We start from the raw sequence: 19219 nt of genomic DNA on the forward strand, positions 1-19219 counted from the left end.
TATGAGCTACTTACATCTTACCATAACTGAGAGAATAAAGATAGAGACTTATTTGGAATTAGGGTTAAAACCTTGCCAGATTGCTAATAAACTAGGTGTTCACAAGTCTACTATTTCAAGAGAAACAGGCCGAGCATTTCTTTGACCTGATACACGAGACACTCCCGAATGTGAATCCTATTTTTCAGACGATCTTTAAAACCTTTAAAAAAGACAGGGACAAGGTTATCAATGCCTTAGAGCTCCCTTACTCAAACGCCAAACTAGAGGCGACAAACAATCTCATCAAGGTCATTAAGCGAAATGCTTTTGGCCTTCGGAAGATGAAAACTTTGAAAAACGGATTCTGATCGCTTTGAACATTAAAAAGGAGAGAACATCTTTGTTCTCTCCATATGTTAGCTATAAGTCAACCCACTACAGTTGACAATGAGCCTAAACTAATGCTTTATGGAATTAATAAATTATTTAAAATTTCAATTAGATAATTTATTTTTGTATTCAGCAAGCTCTGTAGTATTGGCCCAAACAAAGTGACCTGGTGTAATCTCATGCATTTCTGGTTTATCAATACTATAATCATGTTGATTAGCATCATAAACAAGGAGTTGCTTTTGCCGTTCCAAAATCGGATCTGGAATTGGCACTGCTGATAAAAGCGATTGTGTATAAGGATGAATTGGATTTGTGAAAAGTTCTTCAGTCTCTGCAACTTCAACAATGACACCTTTATGAATAACCGCAATACGATCAGATATAAAGCGAACCACTGACAAATCATGAGCGATGAATAAATAGGTAAGACCTAAGTCGCGTTGAAATTCTTTCAGCAAGTTTAGAACCTGCGCACGAACAGACACATCCAATGCAGAAATCGGTTCATCAGCAATGACAAGTTCAGGTTCCATGACTAAAGCACGAGCGATTCCAATACGTTGACGCTGACCACCAGAAAACTCATGAGGATAACGTGTCAAATGTTCTGGCAAAAGCCCAACTTCACCTATCATTTTTTTAACTTTTTCCTTACGATCTTCTTCATTATCAAATAATTTAAAATTATAAAGACCTTCAGAAATAATATAGTCGACCGTTGCACGTTCATTCAGACTAGCCGCAGGATCTTGGAAAATCATTTGAATCTTACTGATTATCTCACGGTGCTTTTCACGTGTAACTTTGCCATTGATTTTCTCACCCTTGTAAAGGATGTCTCCTCCACTTGTATCATTGAGGCCAATAATGGCACGACCAATAGTAGTTTTTCCCGAACCAGACTCACCTACAAGAGAGAACGTTTCACCTTTGTTAATGAAAAAGTTTGCATTTTTTACCGCAACAAAACGTTTTTTACCTTCACCAAAGGAAATTTCTAAATCTTTAATTTCTACTAATTTTTCAGTCATTTCCTTCTCCTAATGTGTCAATGTAGTTTTTATTTTTTCATGAAGGTCACGAATCACCTCTGGTTTTTCAACTTTTGGTGCATCAGGATGCAAAAGCCAAGTTTTTGCCCAGTGAGTATCTGTAACTGAAAAAATAGGGGGATGTTCTTCGAAATCAATTTGCATCGCATAATCGGACCTCATTGCAAATGCATCACCTGGAATTTTTGTGTAGAGTGATGGAGGTGTCCCCGGAATAGAGAACAATTGTCCGTTAGCGTCCGCCAATTGTGGCAAACTCGAAAGTAGAGACCATGTGTATGGGTGACGAGGATCATAGAAAACTTCCTCTACCTGACCAAACTCGATAATCTCACCAGCATACATTACCGCCACCTTGTCTGCAATACTTGCTACAACTCCAAGGTCATGGGTAATAAAAATAGTCGTAAACCCATACTCTTTTTGCAAAGATTTCAAAAGATTAATAATCTGGGCCTGAATGGTAACGTCTAAAGCAGTTGTTGGTTCATCACAAATTAGGATATCTGGACGACAAGCCAAGGCAATCGCAATAACGATACGTTGACGCATCCCACCTGAATATTGGAACGGATACTCATTAAACCGTTTTTCAGCTTCAGGAATCCCGACTTTTTTCATATAGTCAATTGCCATCTCTTTAGCTTCTTTGGCTGATTTCCCTTGATGTTTGATGATAACCTCAGTAATTTGCTTACCAATCGTAACAATCGGGTCTAAACTTGTCATTGGATCTTGGAAAATCGTTGCGATTTTTGATCCACGAATCGATGTCCAGTCTTCATTCTTTGTCAATTCCGTCAGTTCTTGACCACGGTAGTTAATAGAACCTTGAGCAACACGCCCATTTGATTCTAACATTCCAGTAAAGGCACGAGTTAACACTGACTTACCTGAACCAGACTCACCAACAAGAGCCAAAACTTCACCTTCAACAAGTTGAAGAGATACATCACGAATTGCTGTTAGCACACGATCGCGAACATCGAATTCAACGACAACATTTTTAGCTTCTAATATTACATTTTTTGTTTCTGTCATATTAAACTCCTATCTATGCGTCCTTGGATCACTAGCATCCGCCAAATTTTGTCCAACAATATACAAGGATAAAGACACTAAAACAATCGTTGCCAACGGAATCCAAAATAGATAGGCATTCGTTGTGATGTTAGTAGCATAGTTTGAAATCAACCGTCCCAAACTTGGTGTCGTATACGGTAAACCTAGACCAAATGCCGACAGAAAAGCTTCGTAGGAAACATAGGCTGGAAGCATTTGAGAAATTTGAGTAACAATTACTGAGACTAACTGAGGCAACAAGTTTTTAACAACAATCTTAGATGTAGGAGTCCCCAAAGTTTGACTTGCTAAGTTGTATTCTAAGTCACGATAACGCATGATTTGTTGACGGATAAAGAAGGCAACACCAACCCAACCGGTAACAGTCATCGCAAAGATTAATTGCCAGAACCCAGATCCTAAAGCATAAGTCAAAACGATAATTGTCAACATTGACGGGATGTTTGAAATAATATTATAAATTTCAATCATAATACGGTCAATTGACTTAGAAACGCCCCAAATTCCACCAACAATAACACCAATTGAAATGTTAATAAAAGTTGCAATAAATGAAATCAGGATAGAATTACGGGCACCGAACCAAACGCCATCAAAAAGAGAATGACCGTTTTTATCAGTACCAAACCAATATTGAAGGTTAGGAGAGTTATAACGCTTTGAAAAATCGTTGATATTGCTTACATCGTTGAAATCATAATCAGAAAACATTGGATAGATAAAACTCATCGCAATGATAACAAGCAAAATAACAAGAAATACCTTTGTCGAACGTTTTCTAAAAAACTGCCGCAACACGGAATGCCAATAAGAATAAGACGGTGCGTCAATGACCTCGGAGGCGAAGTCATCCCGCTCAACAAAGCTAAATTTTGTTTTATCAAGAGTTGACATTATTTGCCTCCTTTCGTTGCAAGTTTAATTCGTGGGTCAAGGACAGTCATCAAGATGTCACCAAGCATTACAGCTAAAATTCCAAGAGCTGAGAAAATAAAGCTTAATCCAACAACCATATTATTATTAGAAGCTTGGATTCCATCAATCAATGTTTTACCCATACCTGGGAAAGCATAGATTTTTTCTGTCAATGTTGCTCCAACAATAACTCCTACGATAGCTCCTGGAATGTTCGCAACAATAGGAACCATTGAGTTTTTAAAAATGTGATTGTTGGAAATTTCTTTTTCAGATAACCCTTTTGCACGGGCGAAACGAACATAATCGCTCAACTGCTGATCGATGAGATAACGACGTACCCAAACAGCAAGTCCAGGAATACCCAAAACTGCAAGTACAAGAGCAGGACCTGCATAAGAGCGCCAATCATCTGCCCCGAGGGTAGGGAATGCATCTGGCCATCCAATCAGACCAGTCAAGAAACGAATCACATAGATTGTTGCAATACTTGGCACGGCCAACATGAAGGTCATTCCCATTGTCCCAAGAGAATCAAACCATGTGTCCTTAAACCGAGCCATGTAAACTCCAAGTGGGATACCAATCAAATAAGATAAAATGACACCTACAAGCCCTACTACAGATGAACTAAAGAGCATCGATGGGTCTTTATAATTGTTGGTTGTTGCAGTGTAGGCATCTCCCTTACCAAAGTTTGCAATGGTTTGTGCATCTAGACTATTTGGGTTTTTGTATGTTCGACTATAGATATTGATAGAACTATTTTTAGTGACCCCAGTTGGGAAAGTAACTTCCTTAGATTCAGTTTTACCTTGTCCTTGAGTAATAACTTGAAGAACTGAATACCCTTGGTACGTTGGATAAGAGTTCCCAAGGTTCAACGTCACGAAATTTTGATGAATATAAGGGAAACTACCGTTGAAATACAACAAGTACTTATGCTTTGTTCCTGAACCGACCACTGACCATCCGATAGACGGATCGTTTTCAATACGAACGTACCGCTCTAAGTCTGGATTTTCCTTATCCTTAATTTTCCATGGATGATCAATCTGAATAAGATGTGAGTAGAAATCAAAGATACGTTCATAAAGCGGAATCTCACGCGTTGCATAAAAAGTCTTGCTTTCTGGCAATTGCTTTAACGTCCATCCATTACCGAGTGATTTAACATATTTCTCGTAAATCGCCTTATTGGCATCGGTAACCTCAACAGTTACACTTGAATCAGACTCAGATGCCCCTTTTTGCAACTCTTTTGCGTTCAAATAGTCGATATAGCCCATGTTTTCATAGACTGTATTTTCGTAATCCGTTTTTTGATCAGGCTTGGCGGCCATTTTACTATAGTTAGAGTCTTGATTGAAAATTTTATGTCTCGGAACGAGCGCAAAAATTATAGCATAAATCAAGGTCGTAACCAAAAAAATGGACACTAATGATCTTAAGACACGGTTGAAAATGTATCTTTTCATTCTTTCCTCCAAAATCCAAAAGAACTCTCTCAATATTGCAGAGAAAGCTCTCTTGGAACAGTTCTTTATAGATTATTCAACGTGATCTGCCAATGATTCTTGGTATTCTGCGTTAGATTTTGCTTTCGCTTCTTGCCATTCTTTGTAGGCTGCATCATATTCTTTCTTAGTTACAGTATCTTCTTGAAGATCGATGTACTTAAATGATTCAGAACCTTTGATACCAGCCCAAGCAAATGAACCTGAGAATGGTTTAGCTTTAGAAACGGTTGGTGTACCACCACGAGTGTAGGTTGGCAATACATAAGATTGATCAGCCAAGTATGCCGCAGCTTTTGCATAAGCTTCATAGCGGGCATTAATATCTGTTGTAATAGCGTTAGCTGATTTCACCAATTCTTCGTACTCAACCAAGCCCACTTCTTTGGCAACATCAGATGCTGTTTCAGACGGATCAAGACCGATTTGGTGGAGGGATGCACCATCAGAATACTTAAAGATATCAAGGTATGTTGATGGGTCATTATAGTCAGGTCCCCAACCGGTAGCAGTTGAAAGGTCGAAGTCGTTTTGAGCCGCAGCTTCTGCATAGTAAGTAACGTTCATGTAAGTATCTTCGTCAAGCATTTGAAGATCAATGACTACGTTATCTGTTCCAAGTGACGCTTCAATCGTTTGCTTCATTGATTGAGCTGATTGTACTTGAATTTCACTGTTTTGAAGTACAGGCATATCAATATGAATTGGGAATTGAACACCATCTGCTTGAAGTGTTGATTTAGCAGCAGCCAATTGTTCTTTAGCCTTATCTACATTGTAAAGACCATCTTGTGCATCTGACAAGTTTACATCAGACCATTCAGAACCATATGAAGCAAGATTAGCCGTCACTAAGTCACCAAATGATTTTTCACCAGCACTTACAAATGTTGGAGGCACAAGCATGTTACGGATGACACCACTTGATGCATCTTCACCAACGTTTTGTGATGTATAAGCATTACGGTCAATCGCAAAGTTAAGAGCTTGACGGAAGTCTTTATTTCTCAATGCTTTTTGAGTTGATGTTTTTTGCTCATCACTTGTTTTTGAAGTATGTCCGTAAGTTGTACGGTTCAAGTTCAACGCAGCATAGTAGATTGTACCGTTTTGTGGGCCGTAGTAGATATTATCACCAAACTCTTTTTTGATTGAAGAATAGTTAGCAGATGTTGGGTAAACACGAGCACCAGTATAGGTTCCATCTGCAAATCCATTAATTAAAGCATCTGGATCTGAACCATCAAAGTAAGTCAATGCCACTTCTTCAATACTTACATTGTCAGCATCCCAATAATTTTCATTTTTCGCGAAGACCATTTGAGATTTACTTGTCAAGGCAGACAAGAGGTATGGACCTGAATAAAGGATAGAATCAGGTGATACAGACCCGTAATCTTCACCTTTAGAAGCAAGAAACTCAGCATTAACTGGGAACATAATACCCATAGTCATTTTTGAATTCCAGTAGCTTTCAGCTTGTTTCAGAGTATATTGAACAGTTTTTTCGTCAACTGCTTTTACACCTACAGTTGAGAAATCGCTTGTTTTACCACTAACATAATCATCCAATCCAACGATTGAACCTTGAACCAAATAGAGGGCTTCAGATTTGCCATCTGCAGCATGTTTAAGACCTGTTACGAAGTCTTCTGCTGTAATGTCACCATATTCTTCGCCATCAACTGTATACCATTTTGCATCATCGCGGATAGTATAAGTGTAAGTCAAGCCATCTGCAGAAACTTTCCAGTCTTCAGCCAATGATGGAACAAGATTGCCATACTCATCATTTTCAAGAAGGCCATCTTCCAAGTTGGCAACTACTTCCCCAGTTGTAGACTTGTTAGATATCGTATAGTCCAACGTTTCTGGATCTGAAGTATACACATAAGTGTATTTAGATGTCGCTGAACTTGATGAGCTACTTGAAGAACCACAGGCAGCGAGAACGCTTGCTGAGAGAAGTGTAACTGCTGCCGCAGCAAACCATTTTGTCTTTTTATTCATAAAAAAGCACCTCGATTTTTTTCTTTTTCAACAGACTAAAAGTCTATAGGAACTATTATAGCATAAACTAACCTTAAAGGAAAACGTTTTTTTCTGAAAATTTTGTCTAATCCTCTAATTGGGGTGAATTTCACTGATATTTCAAGTTTTTTGCCCCTTTAAAAAATTATCGTTTTTTCTTTTTCAATCACATATTTCTCTGAAAAGTAGAACGATTCTAAATTACATTGTTTTTAAAATAGGCATCTCCGGTAGAGTGAGAGAGAAAAACAGTTTTTCAAAGTTTTCGAAATTGTCTGATAAAAACAATTTTATAGGAAGTTCTTCAACTTTTTATGGTATAATGATTCTATCAATAGTGATTCTAAGAAAGAGGACAAGCTTATGGCTGACAAAGAACAATTAAAAGCCCTGCGTCATCGCTCATCTGTCTATGACAGCATGGTTAAATCACCCAACCGTGCCATGTTGCGTGCGACAGGGATGACCGACGACAGTTTTGAAAAGCCGATTATCGGGGTTATCTCCACCTGGGCAGAAAACACACCGTGTAATATCCACCTGCACGACCTTGGAAAACTGGCCAAGGAAGGCATCACAGACGCTGGTGGTTGGCCGGTTCAATACGGGACCATCACCGTTGCAGACGGGATTGCCATGGGAACACAGGGGATGCGTTTCTCCTTGACTTCTCGTGACATCATCGCAGACTCGATCGAGGCAGCTATGGGCGGACACAATGTGGATGCCTTCATCGCTATCGGTGGCTGTGACAAAAACATGCCAGGCTCTGCCATTGCCATGGCCAACATGGACATCCCTGCCATCTTTGCTTACGGTGGTACCATTGCCCCTGGCAACCTCAACGGGAAAAACATCGACCTGGTTTCTGTCTTTGAAGGAATCGGGAAGTGGAACAACGGTGACCTGACCGAAGAAGAAGTCCGTGAGATTGAGTGCAATGCCTGCCCTGGCCCTGGTGGATGTGGTGGGATGTACACTGCCAATACTATGGCAACAGCCATCGAAGTGATTGGCTTGAGCTTGCCAGGTTCTTCTTCTCACCCTGCTGAGTCTAAAGACAAACTCGATGACATCGAAGAAGCTGGACGCGCTATTGTTCGCATGTTGGAATTGGGTATCAAGCCATCTGACATCATGACCCGTGAAGCCTTTGAAGATGCCATTACAGTAACGATGGCCCTCGGTGGATCAACCAATGCAACTCTGCACTTGCTGGCCATGGCCCATGCTGCCAACGTTGAATTGACCTTGGACGACTTCAACGTCATCCAAGAAAAAGTGCCTCACTTGGCGGACTTGAAACCATCTGGACAGTACGTCTTCCAAGACCTTTACGAGGTCGGAGGCGTTCCTGCCGTGATGAAATACTTACTTGCCAACGGCTTCTTGCATGGCGACCGTATCACCTGTACTGGTAAGACCGTGGCAGAAAACTTGGCAGAATTCCCAGACTTGACGCCTGGTCAGAAGGTCATCATGCCACTTGAAAATCCAAAACGGGCGGACGGCCCGCTCATCATCCTCAAGGGGAACCTGGCTCCTGACGGTGCCGTTGCCAAGGTATCTGGGGTGAAGGTCCGCAACCACACAGGACCTGCTAAGGTCTTTGACTCAGAGGAAGAAGCCATCGAAGCCGTGCTGACCGATGAAATCGTTGATGGCGACGTAGTCGTTGTCCGCTTCGTTGGCCCCAAAGGCGGTCCTGGTATGCCCGAGATGCTTTCTCTGTCTTCTATGATTGTCGGTAAGGGACAAGGCGACAAGGTTGCCCTCCTGACAGACGGCCGTTTCTCTGGTGGTACTTACGGTCTGGTTGTCGGACACATCGCACCTGAAGCCCAGGACGGTGGACCGATTGCCTACCTCCACACCGGCGATATGGTAACGGTTGACCAAGATACCAAAGAAATCACCATGCACGTCTCCGACGAAGAAATCGAACGCCGCAAGGCTGAGACAGTCCTCCCACCACTTTATAGCCGTGGGGTACTGGGTAAATACGCCCACATCGTCTCCTCAGCTGCCAAGGGAGCTGTTACAGATTTCTGGAACCGTGATGATTCAGGCAAATAGACACAAACAAAAACAAGTTGAGCTGATTGGCTAAACTTGTTTTTTTATTATGTGACTTTAAGTCCGTCACGCTCCGCAGGTGCGTGACCAATAAACCACCCGCTATGCGGGTGCGCATCGCAGGTTATACCAAAAAACTCCAAACGCGATACAATAAAGGTGTTCAAGCCTATTGTAGAGCGAAAGGAGGAGAAAAATTATCCAGTGGATGATTTTTGCCGAAACCTAAAAATAAAAAAGTTGAGGGGCTCAAAAAGCACATAGTTTATCACACACAAAGTGGAAATGTAAATATCACATTGTGTTCAGCCCTAAGTATAGACGAAAAGTCATCTATAATCAATATCGAAGCAGTTTAGGAGAGATATTCCGCCGTTTATGTAGCTATAAAGGTGTTGAAATTATAGAAGGACATTTAATGCCAGATCATGTTCACATGCTAGTTAGTATTCCACCAAGAATCAGCGTTTCCAGTTTCATGGGCTATTTAAAAGGTAAGAGTGCTCTTATGATGTTTGATAAACACGCCAACTTGAAATATAAATTTGGCAATCGCCATTTTTGGGCTGAGGGATATTATGTGAGCACAGTAGGACTTAACGAAGCCACAATTAAAAAATAGATACAGGAGCAAGGAAATTATCCAGTGGATGATTTCTTCATGAGCTTAGAAATAAGAAGGCGAATTAACATGATATCGCACTTGATAAATTGAGTGTGAAAGAATACGAAGATCCCTTTAGGGATAATGGCAAGTAATACTAACGCCTCTTTAAGAGGCGAGTGACGAGTCAAAAGCGGTTAGGCTTGAACAAAGTGAAAGAGAGCAGCATAGGCGCTGGCTGGTGTCGTGGGCTTATAGCCCTTATTCAAACCACCCGTTTGACGGGTGGTCATGATTGCTCCATAAAGGTTTTACCGTGGCGAAATCCCCAGGAAAATTCGGCCGTAGCGGCTGATGCGGGTCATCTTCCAAACAGGAGAATAGGTCACCTGTACATCAACTGACTCAATGCCGTCAATTTGCTTGAGCTTATCTGCTACTTCAACTGGCATGGTGTCAGCACATCCACAGTTGGTATCCGTAAAAGTCATAAGGATAAACATATGTCCGTTTTCATCCAAATTGAGTTCGTAAATAAGACCAAGGTTATACATGTCCAACTCAATCTCTGGATCAATAATGGTTTCAAAGGTTTCAATCAACTGGTCTGACAAGGCTAAAGCTCGGTCGTTGATGACAATATCATCGCGCATACTCATTCAAATTTCCTCTTTTCAAAACTACTAGGTCCTATTTTCTCATAAACTCAATACTTTGACAAGAAGAATAAAGAATTTTCTGACTTTTTGAAAACAGTTTCTTTTTGCAACAGAAATAGAAATAAAAAATCACCCCTTTGAGAGGTGATAATTTCGTTAATCTAACACATAAGTGAGATAGGAGAAAGATTGGACGTTTCCCTATCCACCGAGAGCGTTAGCAGAAGAAAGTCTGAAGACTTTCCCGATTTCCCACTTCAGTCGGTAGACTAGTGGCACCAGCAAGCTTTATGGCTTACTGATTGCTCATTGATGAGAAGAAAGCTATCACTTCCTCTTATTTCCCGAGATCGTTAGGCATTTGTGTGCACCTAATCGCTAAAAAGCGATTAGGCGCTACACAAATTAGCCTACGCTCCCCTCCATCTCATAAGCAATCAAGCGGTTAAGTTCGACGGCGTATTCCATTGGGAGTTCTTTGGTAAATGGTTCAACAAATCCCATGACGATCATTTCTGTCGCTTCTTGTTCAGAAAGTCCACGGCTCATGAGGTAGTAGAGTTGCTCCTCTGAGATTTTAGAGACTTTGGCTTCGTGTTCTAAGGCAACTTGTGAGTTGTGGATTTCGTTGAAAGGAATGGTGTCAGACTTGGAGATATCGTCCATCAGGATGGTATCACATTCGATGTGGCTGACCGATTTTTTAGAATCCTTATTAAAAGTTACCTGCCCACGGTAGTTCACTTCACCGCCATTACGGGCAATTGATTTAGATACGATAGAAGATGACGTATGCGGTGCATTGTGAATCATCTTAGCACCTGTATCCTGGCGTTGACCTTTATTGGCAAAGGCGATAGACAGCATGGTCCCGCGAGCACCTTCACCGTCCAAAATAACTGATGGATACTTCATAGTTACTTCTGCACCAAGGTTGCCATCGATCCATTCAACAGTTGCATTCTTCTTGGCTGTTGCACGTTTGGTTACCAGGTTATAGACGTTGTCCGACCAGTTTTGGATAGTGGAATAACGCATATAGGCACCCTCGAGAGAGAAAATCTCTACGATAGCTGCGTGAAGACTAGCTGTCGAATAGGTCGGCGCTGTACACCCTTCAACGTAGTGGACGCTTGCTCCTTCGTCTACGATAATAAGCGTACGCTCAAACTGAGCAGTCGCTTCGTTATTAATACGGAAGTAGGCTTGGAGGGGAATGTCAACTTTGACACCTTTTGGTACGTAGATGAAGGTTCCTCCTGACCAGAAGGCTGAGTTCAGAGCTGCTAATTTATTGTCCGTTGGTGGGACCAGCTTAGCAAAGTACTCGCGGAACAAGTCTGGATATTCCTTGAGGGCTGTATCCGTATCGGTAAAGATAATACCGAGCTTGTCGTACTCTTCCTTCATATTGTGGTAGACCACTTCTGACTCATATTGGGCAGAGGCTCCCGCCAAATAAGCACGTTCTGCTTCTGGAATACCCAAGCGTTCAAAGGTTTCCTTGATTTTGTCAGGAACCTCATCCCAACTACGAGCCGGCTTATCTGATGGCTTTTGATAGTAAATCAAATCATCAAAGTTGATACCAGACAAGTCTGGCCCCCAGTCTTGCATAGGCATTTTGTTGAAGGTTTCCAGTGATTTGAGACGGAATTCCAGCATCCATTCTGGTTCGCCTTTTTCCTTAGACATGGCACGGACTACATCTTCACTGATTCCGCGACCTGTCGAGAAGATCGGTGTATAGTCATCGTGGAAGCCGTACTTGTACTCCTCAAGCTCAATTGGCTTGGGTTCTACTTTTTCATTTGTTTCAGACATAATGTCCCTTTCTTATTCATTTGTAACATAGCAGAGCTTATTGTATACCTGGGCTTACTGCCTAAAGCCCTCGGACTTGCTCATTATCTCTTTCAATGGCCTTTTTGAGGGCATTCCAGGAAAGGGTAGCACACTTGATACGCTGAGGAAATTTTGAGACCCCGGCCATGAGTTCTGCCTCGCCTAGCTTTTCCTGGTCAGGATTGGACTGGCCTTGGACCATCTGGGAAAAAAGTTCCGCTAACTCCAGGGCTTCTGCTTTACTTTTACCAATCACACTATCAGTCATCATGCTGGACGAGGCCGTCGATATGGTACAACCCTCACCCGCAAAGGCGATATCCTCAATAATGTCATCCTGAAACTTGACCGTCAAGGCAATGACATCCCCGCAGGTTGGATTGTTAAGCTGGAGGGCTTCAACTCCCTCTAGAACCCCATGATGATGGGGACTCTTAGAGTGATCCGCCACAACCGCCATATAAAGACTATCTAATCTAGAAAGCGCCATTGAAATACTCCTTTGTCTCAAGCAGGGCCTCAACCAAACGGTCACAGTCCTCCTTGGTATTATAAAGGTAAAAGCTAGCCCGTGCTGCCGAGTGGATCCCCAGATGGGTAATCAAGGGCTGGGCACAATGGTGACCGGCCCGAACAGCAACACCCAGATAATCCAGGGCAGTCGCCAAATCATGTGGGTGAACACCATCTAGGTTAAAGGCAATAACTCCCGCATGCTCTGCTGGATTCTGTGGACCGTAAATGGTCAAACCAGGAATGGCCTGCAATTTTGGCAAGACATAGGCTACTAACTCATCCTCATGGGCCTGGATGGCGTCCATTCCGACTGTTTCTAGGTAATCGATAGCTGCTCCCATGGCGATAGCCCCAGCGATGTTTGGAGTCCCTGCTTCAAATTTCCAGGGCAACTCTTTCCATGTTGCTTCTTGTTCATAGACGAAGTCAATCATTTCTCCCCCAAATTCAAAGGGATTCATGAGATTGAGTAGGTCTTCCTTACCATAGAGAACGCCTATTCCCGTTGGCCCCAACATCTTATGACCAGACAGGGTAAAGAAATCACAGTTCAACTCTTGAACATCAATGGCCATGTGGGGTGCCGACTGGGCACCGTCAACAACCATATAGGCTCCAACTTCGTGGGCCAGCTCTACTATTTCCTTAACAGGCGTGATGCAACCCAAAATGTTAGAGATGTGGGCAAGGCTGACGAACTTGGTCTTAGTTGTCAATTTGCTCTTGAGATCATCTAGATTCAACTGACCATCCTTTAGGTAGGCATAGACGAGCTTAGCACCCGTTTTTTGACAGGCCTGCTGCCAAGGAATGATATTGGAGTGGTGCTCCATGACTGAGATCAGGACCTCGTCATCCGGCTGGAGGGTTTGTTCTGCAAAGTGAGCCACCCAGTTAAGTCCCGTCGTTGTCCCTCGGGTAAAGAGGATTTCCTTGGTTGATTTGGCATTGAGGAAATGGCGGAGCTTTTCACGGCTAGCCTCGTACTGGGCTGTCGCTCGCTCAGCTAGGGTATGCACCCCGCGATGGACATTAGCATTATCCTCACGATAGTAGCGCTCGATGGTTTCCAAAACCGAGCGAGGCTTTTGGGTCGTCGCTGCATTGTCTAGGTAAACCAAGTTCTCATCGTGAACCAGTTGATCCAAGATTGGGAAGTCCTGGCGGATTTTCTGAGCATCTAGCATGGGCACTCCTTTCCACTAGCCGTGCATGCAAGACGGCCTAACGTTTGTCTAATTTTTTATCCAGCTCTGCAATCATTTCTTCACGGACAGAGGCAACAGGAATTTCTGTGATAACAGCTCCCAAGAAGCCACGAATGACCAAGCGTTCTGCTGTTTCCTTGTCAATTCCACGGCTCATGAGGTAGTACATATCCTCTGGGTCAACCTGACCGATAGAGGCTGCGTGTCCAGCTGTCACTTCGTTTTCATCGATAAGAAGAATTGGGTTGGCATCTGAACGCGCCTTGTCAGAAAGCATGAGAACACGGCTTTCTTGCTGGGCATCGGCACCCTTGGCCCCCTTGATAATATGACCAATTCCGTTGAAGGTCAAGGTTCCACGTTCTAAGATAACCCCATGTTGTAGAATGTGTCCAACTGAGTTATTCCCATAGTTGGTCACGCGCGTATCAACCCCTTGAACTTGTCGTCCAGAAGATGCTGCGACAACTTTTAAGTTGGCATGGCTACCGTTACCAATAAGGTCACTGTCAAAGTCTGCAACGACATTGCCTTCATTCATAACCCCGATAGCCCAATCTACAGAAGCATCGTTGCCAATGCGGGCCCGACGACTGATATAGGTTGTAACATTGTCACCCAAACGGTCAATGGCCGAGAACTTAATCTGACTACCAGCCTGGGCAATGACTTCAACCGTGATATTGGCGCTGGCTTTAGCATCTCCCTCACCGATGGTTTCAAAACGTTCCAAGTAAGAAAACTTGGTGTTACGACCAGCAATAATCAAGACATGCTTGTTAAAGGCCGTACTGCTAGCTCGGTCCTGAAGGAAAATTCCTTCAACCGGTTGGTCAACTTCAACATTGTCAGGGATGTAGAGGACTGCTGCGCTGTTGAAAAAGGCGGTATGGTGGGCCGCAAACTTATCCTCGTCAAAGGAAAGAGCTGTCCCAAAATGCTTTTCAACCACTTCTGGAATGGTTTCAAGCGCGGTCGGTAGGTCTGTGAAAACGACTCCTTGTTCGATGAGTTCTGCTGGCAGTTGCTCAAGCACGGTCTGTTTTCCCACTTGAACCAGCTTGGGATTGTCTCCAAGGGCTGTAAAATCTGGGACATTTGCAACTGTCTCGTCTTCTGCGATGGTATTATCCATAATCGCCCAACGGTGGAATTTCACCCGTTCAATGGTCGGCAAGGGCAATTGGTCAATGGCATCATAGGCAGCCTGGCGACGGTCTTGCAACCAGACAGGCTCAGCCTTGGCCTGCGAAAAAGCTAAAATGGCTTCTTTTGTCATAGTGATGCTTACTCCTTTTCAAATATTCTTTCGTGTAATGAGGTTGCCAGAAGGTCTATAGAGACTCTCTAGCCTTGGCATCTCTTAGACTTCTTCGCTGTACTCATAGCCGAGCTCTTCAGCAAGTTTTGCATAGCCTTCTTTTTCCAAGCGTTGTGCCAATTCTGGACCACCAGAAAGAACGACACGGCCTTCCATCATCACGTGGACCACGTCTGGAGTGATGTAGTTGAGGAGACGTTGGTAGTGGGTGATGATCATAGCACCAAAGCCTTCACCACGCATTTCGTTAACCCCTTTAGACACGACCTTGAGGGCATCGATATCAAGGCCTGAGTCGATTTCATCAAGCAAGGCAAAAGTTGGCTCCAACATGAGGAGCTGGAGGATTTCATTACGTTTTTTCTCACCACCTGAAAAGCCTTCGTTGAGGTAACGCTCTGCCATTTCTTCCTTCATGCCAAGGAGTTCCATCTTTTGGTCCAATTTCTTGATGAAGTCACGGACAGAGATTTTTTCCTCATCTTCCTTGCCAGCGTTCATGGCTGCGCGGATAAATTCAGCATTGGTAATCCCAGGGATTTCTGATGGGTATTGCATGGCCAAGAAAAGTCCCAAACGCGCACGTTCGTCAACTTCCAACTCAAGGATATTTTCTCCGTCAAAAAGGATTTCTCCTTCTGTAACTTCATAGTTAGGGTTACCCATGATAGCGGCTGAAAGGGTTGATTTCCCTGTCCCGTTAGGTCCCATGATGGCTGCGATTTCACCTGTTTTCAGAGTCAAGTTCACCCCTTTCAGGATTTCCTTGTCCTCGATAGACACGTGCAAGTTTTTAATTTCAAGTACTGACATGACAGACTCCTCTGAATTTCTATTTTTCAAGAGCTTGCGAGCAAGCTCACAATTCTTATCGATAATCATTATAACAAAAAAAGCCTTCCTAGGCTTTTTATGTGTTTATTTTTTAGATTTCTTCTGATAATTTTCCAAGACTTCCTGACGATAGCTAGAATTCCCAATAAATTTAAGGGTATTCATGAGAGGCTTACGATTTTTTCCCATGAGTTCGATATTTTCCAAGAAAATTTCAATCATAAAGGCAAAGCCAAGCAACATAAGAATGCCTCCCCAACGACTGGAAACGTTGAGCAGGAGCGATATCAGAGAAAATACGATAGCGATCCCATAAACCACTAAGACTGCTCCGCGATGGGTAAAGCCCATGGATAAAAGGCGGTGGTGCAAGTGCATACGATCTGGCTCATAGAATTTTTTCCCAGATAATTGACGCCGTAAAATCGCAAAAAGAGTATCAACAATCGGAACTCCTAAAACAATCATCGGAGAAACAACCGCAACTGCTGTGGCATTTTTCAAGCCTTGAAGAGAGAGGACCGCAATCATAAAACCAATGTAAAGTGACCCCGTATCCCCTAAATAAATAATGGCTGGGTGGTAATTGTAGGGGAAAAAGCCTGCAATCGCCATAATCAAAACAAAAATCGTCAGTGTCAGATAATAATCTGAATCAAAGAGAAAGAAGTTTGAAATGAGGCCCATAGTCGTCATGCTAATAATAGCAACACCTGAAACCAAACCATCTAACCCATCCAGGAAATTGACGGCATTGGTAATCCCAACAATCCAAATCACTGTAACCAAAAAGGTCACGAAGGGATTGAATTCAATCAGCGGACCTCCAAAGGGAATCTTAAAAGAATCAAACTGAAAGTCTGTAAAAAGGGCAATCACAACGGCACCAAGGACAATGCCAAGCATCTTCCATTTGGCAGAAAGTTCTTTGATATCATCAACAAACCCCGTTATAGCAATAATCAAGCCCCCCAGAACTACTGGAAGCATGTAGTCAAAATAGTAGTGGCCCATGTAGGGGTCGTGAAAGGCGATTGGCATCAAAATTAAGGTTGCAATCGTAAAGGAAATCACAATTGCGATACCGCCTCCACTAGGCATCGGAACCTTGTTAATCCGTCTGGCATTGGGATTATCCACTGCACCAATTTTTGGCGCGATAAATCGTACAACCGGTGTTAGCACTAGCGAGATTAGCAGAGTCCCAATGAGCACCAAAACGTACTCAATGGTAAATGTTCCCATCGTCTCACATCCTTACTGTCTTTAGACTCTCAATAGCCTGGTTATCAATCAACTGAACCCCATGTTCCCGCAGATAAGCTCGCGTTTTTGTTCCAGATTGAGCAAATTCCAACAATCTAGCATGCATTGCATCGGCGTAATACACAGGCTTCTCAATGAGATTAAGCAAAATAGTCAGATGATACTGTTCAGATTCCTTATAGAGTTCCGAAGCTTCCACTGGAATATCAAGTGAGTGCGCAAACTCCACCACTTCGCTAAGACGATTAAAATCAAGAATGTAGTGAACGAACTCGGCTGGTTCAAACTCTTCCTCGGCTAAATCCTCAGCCTTCTCAACTTCTGCCAATTGTTCGTGGGCCGCAACATCTCCATGCTTGGCCATGGTTTCTTCCAGAGTCTTGAAAAATTCATCCGGCGATAAGTGGGCTAATTCTTCCATGTTCGCCAACTCCTCAAAATTGAGGTTTTGATCAAGGTCTGACTTAGTCACAAAGACATCGATACGGTCCTGACGCGGTGTCACCCGAAAGCTGAGCATGCCTGTATTTTTAAAGGTCTCAGGCAAATCCAACTCATCCATAACCGTATAGAAGAATTCTTCAGTTTTTTCTTGAGGAATGAGAAAATCGCGGAGCTCCATGCCACGTTCTTCTAGGTCATCCATACTAATCGTGATTTTTAGCGTTGTATCGCTGATTTGTTTCATTTCCATATTAAGTATCCTCGCACGCGTAGTTCTTCCTATTATACTAGAAAAGTTAAGAGATTTCAATTTATAGCTTAGCAAAAGCCAAGACCAAAATAGCCTTGACTTTTAACGATTTTTAACAGATAGCTCTGCTATTGCCTATGCCAAAAGAAACTTAGCCAGAGCGTAGACTAAAATGATAACCCCTAGAGCAATGCGGTAGTATCCGAAAATCTTGAAATCGTGTTTTTTGACGAAATCGGTCAAGAAACGGATAACGTATAGACTGACGATGAAGGCCGTCAGCATGGCCACAAGCAGAATCAGGAACTGATTCAGGCTTATGTTGGCTCCGCTAATCAGGAATTTAAGAACCTTGAGTCCGCTAGCGCCAAACATAACTGGAATTCCTAAAAAGAAGGTGAATTCCGTAATCACTGGACGGCTGACACCAATCAACATGGCTCCCATGATGGTCGAACCGGAACGACTGGTCCCAGGCATAAGGCTAAGCACCTGGAAAAGTCCGATATAGAGGGCTGTTTTGTAGGACATCTTATTAAGGTCAGTCACTGTCGGCTGGATGTCCTCACGCGCATTCCTATTTTCTAACCAGATGAAAACAACCCCGTAGATAATCAGCATGAGGGCAACAGAAACGAAATTATGGAAGTGCGCTTCAAACCAATCATCCAAGGGCAAGCCAAGTACCATAACCGGTAAAATAGCAATGAGGACCTTGGCCCAGAGTTGCCAGGTTAACTGGACTTCACGCTTGGTTTTCCCTGGTTTGAACGGATTTAGGCGGTCAAAGTAAATGACCATAACCGCAATAATAGCTCCCAACTGGATAACCACATTGAACATTTCAAGGAAGTCAGCATTTTCCTGGGAAAACTTGATAAATTCCTGGACCAGAATCAAGTGTCCTGTACTAGAAACGGGTAACCATTCCGTAATCCCTTCAACAATCCCAAAGATAATAGCCTTTAGTAAATCAATAAATAACATATCATGCTCTCTTCTAAAGTAATGACTTTATTATAACAGGTTTTCTCCAGACTGGCTAGGAGATCGACGGGGGGGCACGCCAAACGTATGAAACAGCTATTTCCGAACTATGGTACAGTTTAAAGTAGGCAATTTCAACGGTTTTCCTATAGAGAAATTAGAAAATATAAAAGTATTATTGTAAAACTCCTGAATGTTGAAATACAGAAAGCTTTATTTTCTTGCTAAAATTCTTT

General features: G+C 42.8%; 15 protein-coding genes and 3 pseudogenes. 4 read left to right on the forward strand and 14 right to left on the reverse strand.

Translation table 11 applies throughout. From position 1 onward, the window contains the following. Position 1: 1 nt before the first annotated feature. Both ACFORF_RS07985 and ACFORF_RS07990 read left to right on the forward strand, forming a co-directional pair. A pseudogene (locus ACFORF_RS07985) lies at positions 2-133 on the forward strand (helix-turn-helix domain-containing protein); the annotation flags it as partial. Further along, positions 114-427 (forward strand): annotated as a pseudogene (locus tag ACFORF_RS07990) (transposase); the annotation flags it as partial. The pseudogenes ACFORF_RS07985 and ACFORF_RS07990, both read left to right, overlap by 20 nt. Before the next feature lie 49 nt (positions 428-476). Here ACFORF_RS07990 and ACFORF_RS07995 read toward each other — a convergent pair. The 5 genes from ACFORF_RS07995 to ACFORF_RS08015 form a co-directional block, all read right to left on the reverse strand. Further along, the gene (locus ACFORF_RS07995) at positions 477-1406 is read right to left on the reverse strand and encodes an ATP-binding cassette domain-containing protein (RefSeq protein ID WP_380427116.1); all 930 of its coding nucleotides are present in this window, start codon (positions 1404-1406) and stop codon (positions 477-479) included. A 9-nt stretch (positions 1407-1415) separates the two neighbouring features. Next, positions 1416-2468, reverse strand: coding sequence for an ABC transporter ATP-binding protein (locus tag ACFORF_RS08000; protein WP_380427118.1), 1053 nt, complete (start codon positions 2466-2468; stop codon positions 1416-1418). 9 nt (positions 2469-2477) lie between these two features. Next, positions 2478-3404: an oligopeptide ABC transporter permease OppC gene (gene oppC, locus ACFORF_RS08005; protein ID WP_380427120.1), complete on the reverse strand. Its 927-nt coding sequence runs from the start codon at positions 3402-3404 to the stop codon at positions 2478-2480. Further along, positions 3404-4903, reverse strand: coding sequence for an ABC transporter permease (locus ACFORF_RS08010; protein ID WP_380427122.1), 1500 nt, complete (start codon positions 4901-4903; stop codon positions 3404-3406). Before ACFORF_RS08010 ends, oppC begins: the two co-directional genes overlap by 1 nt. A gap of 72 nt (positions 4904-4975) precedes the next feature. After that, complete coding sequence (locus tag ACFORF_RS08015; RefSeq protein ID WP_380427124.1) at positions 4976-6952, reverse strand: peptide ABC transporter substrate-binding protein; 1977 nt, start codon at positions 6950-6952, stop codon at positions 4976-4978. Between the two features lie 384 nt (positions 6953-7336). Here ACFORF_RS08015 and ilvD point away from each other — a divergent pair, with 384 nt between their 5' ends. Together ilvD and tnpA are read left to right on the forward strand one after the other, a co-directional pair. Then, the gene (gene ilvD / locus ACFORF_RS08020; RefSeq protein ID WP_380427125.1) at positions 7337-9049 is read left to right on the forward strand and encodes a dihydroxy-acid dehydratase; all 1713 of its coding nucleotides are present in this window, start codon (positions 7337-7339) and stop codon (positions 9047-9049) included. Positions 9050-9347: 298 nt separating this feature from the next. After that, positions 9348-9808 (forward strand): annotated as a pseudogene (tnpA, locus tag ACFORF_RS08025) (IS200/IS605 family transposase). A 156-nt stretch (positions 9809-9964) separates the two neighbouring features. Here tnpA and ACFORF_RS08030 read toward each other — a convergent pair. The 9 genes from ACFORF_RS08030 to ACFORF_RS08070 form a co-directional block, all read right to left on the reverse strand. Beyond that, positions 9965-10306 carry a metal-sulfur cluster assembly factor gene (locus ACFORF_RS08030; RefSeq protein ID WP_380427346.1) on the reverse strand — a complete coding sequence of 114 codons (342 nt, stop codon included), beginning with the start codon at positions 10304-10306 and terminating at the stop codon, positions 9965-9967. Positions 10307-10717: 411 nt separating this feature from the next. Continuing rightward, positions 10718-12136 (reverse strand): Fe-S cluster assembly protein SufB, encoded by a 1419-nt coding sequence (gene sufB / locus ACFORF_RS08035; RefSeq protein ID WP_380427127.1) that lies wholly within the window; start codon positions 12134-12136, stop codon positions 10718-10720. 61 nt (positions 12137-12197) lie between these two features. Continuing rightward, positions 12198-12647, reverse strand: a complete 450-nt coding sequence (sufU, locus tag ACFORF_RS08040) for a Fe-S cluster assembly sulfur transfer protein SufU (RefSeq protein WP_380427129.1) — start codon at positions 12645-12647, stop codon at positions 12198-12200. Further along, the gene (locus tag ACFORF_RS08045; RefSeq protein WP_380427131.1) at positions 12634-13860 is read right to left on the reverse strand and encodes a cysteine desulfurase; all 1227 of its coding nucleotides are present in this window, start codon (positions 13858-13860) and stop codon (positions 12634-12636) included. Before ACFORF_RS08045 ends, sufU begins: the two co-directional genes overlap by 14 nt. Positions 13861-13897: 37 nt before the next feature. Next, positions 13898-15160 carry a Fe-S cluster assembly protein SufD gene (gene sufD / locus ACFORF_RS08050; RefSeq protein WP_380427133.1) on the reverse strand — a complete coding sequence of 421 codons (1263 nt, stop codon included), beginning with the start codon at positions 15158-15160 and terminating at the stop codon, positions 13898-13900. A gap of 84 nt (positions 15161-15244) precedes the next feature. Further along, the gene (sufC, locus tag ACFORF_RS08055; protein WP_380427135.1) at positions 15245-16015 is read right to left on the reverse strand and encodes a Fe-S cluster assembly ATPase SufC; all 771 of its coding nucleotides are present in this window, start codon (positions 16013-16015) and stop codon (positions 15245-15247) included. 105 nt (positions 16016-16120) lie between these two features. Continuing rightward, positions 16121-17281 carry a glycosyltransferase family 4 protein gene (locus tag ACFORF_RS08060; protein ID WP_380427137.1) on the reverse strand — a complete coding sequence of 387 codons (1161 nt, stop codon included), beginning with the start codon at positions 17279-17281 and terminating at the stop codon, positions 16121-16123. 4 nt (positions 17282-17285) lie between these two features. Then, on the reverse strand, positions 17286-17996 hold the full coding sequence (gene mecA / locus ACFORF_RS08065; RefSeq protein WP_380427139.1) for an adaptor protein MecA: 711 nt from the start codon (positions 17994-17996) through the stop codon (positions 17286-17288). A gap of 135 nt (positions 17997-18131) precedes the next feature. Next, positions 18132-18983: an undecaprenyl-diphosphate phosphatase gene (locus tag ACFORF_RS08070; RefSeq protein ID WP_380427141.1), complete on the reverse strand. Its 852-nt coding sequence runs from the start codon at positions 18981-18983 to the stop codon at positions 18132-18134. Positions 18984-19219 lie beyond the last annotated feature (236 nt).

This window comes from Streptococcus caprae (assembly GCF_042649745.1).
GTDB lineage: Bacteria > Bacillota > Bacilli > Lactobacillales > Streptococcaceae > Streptococcus > Streptococcus caprae.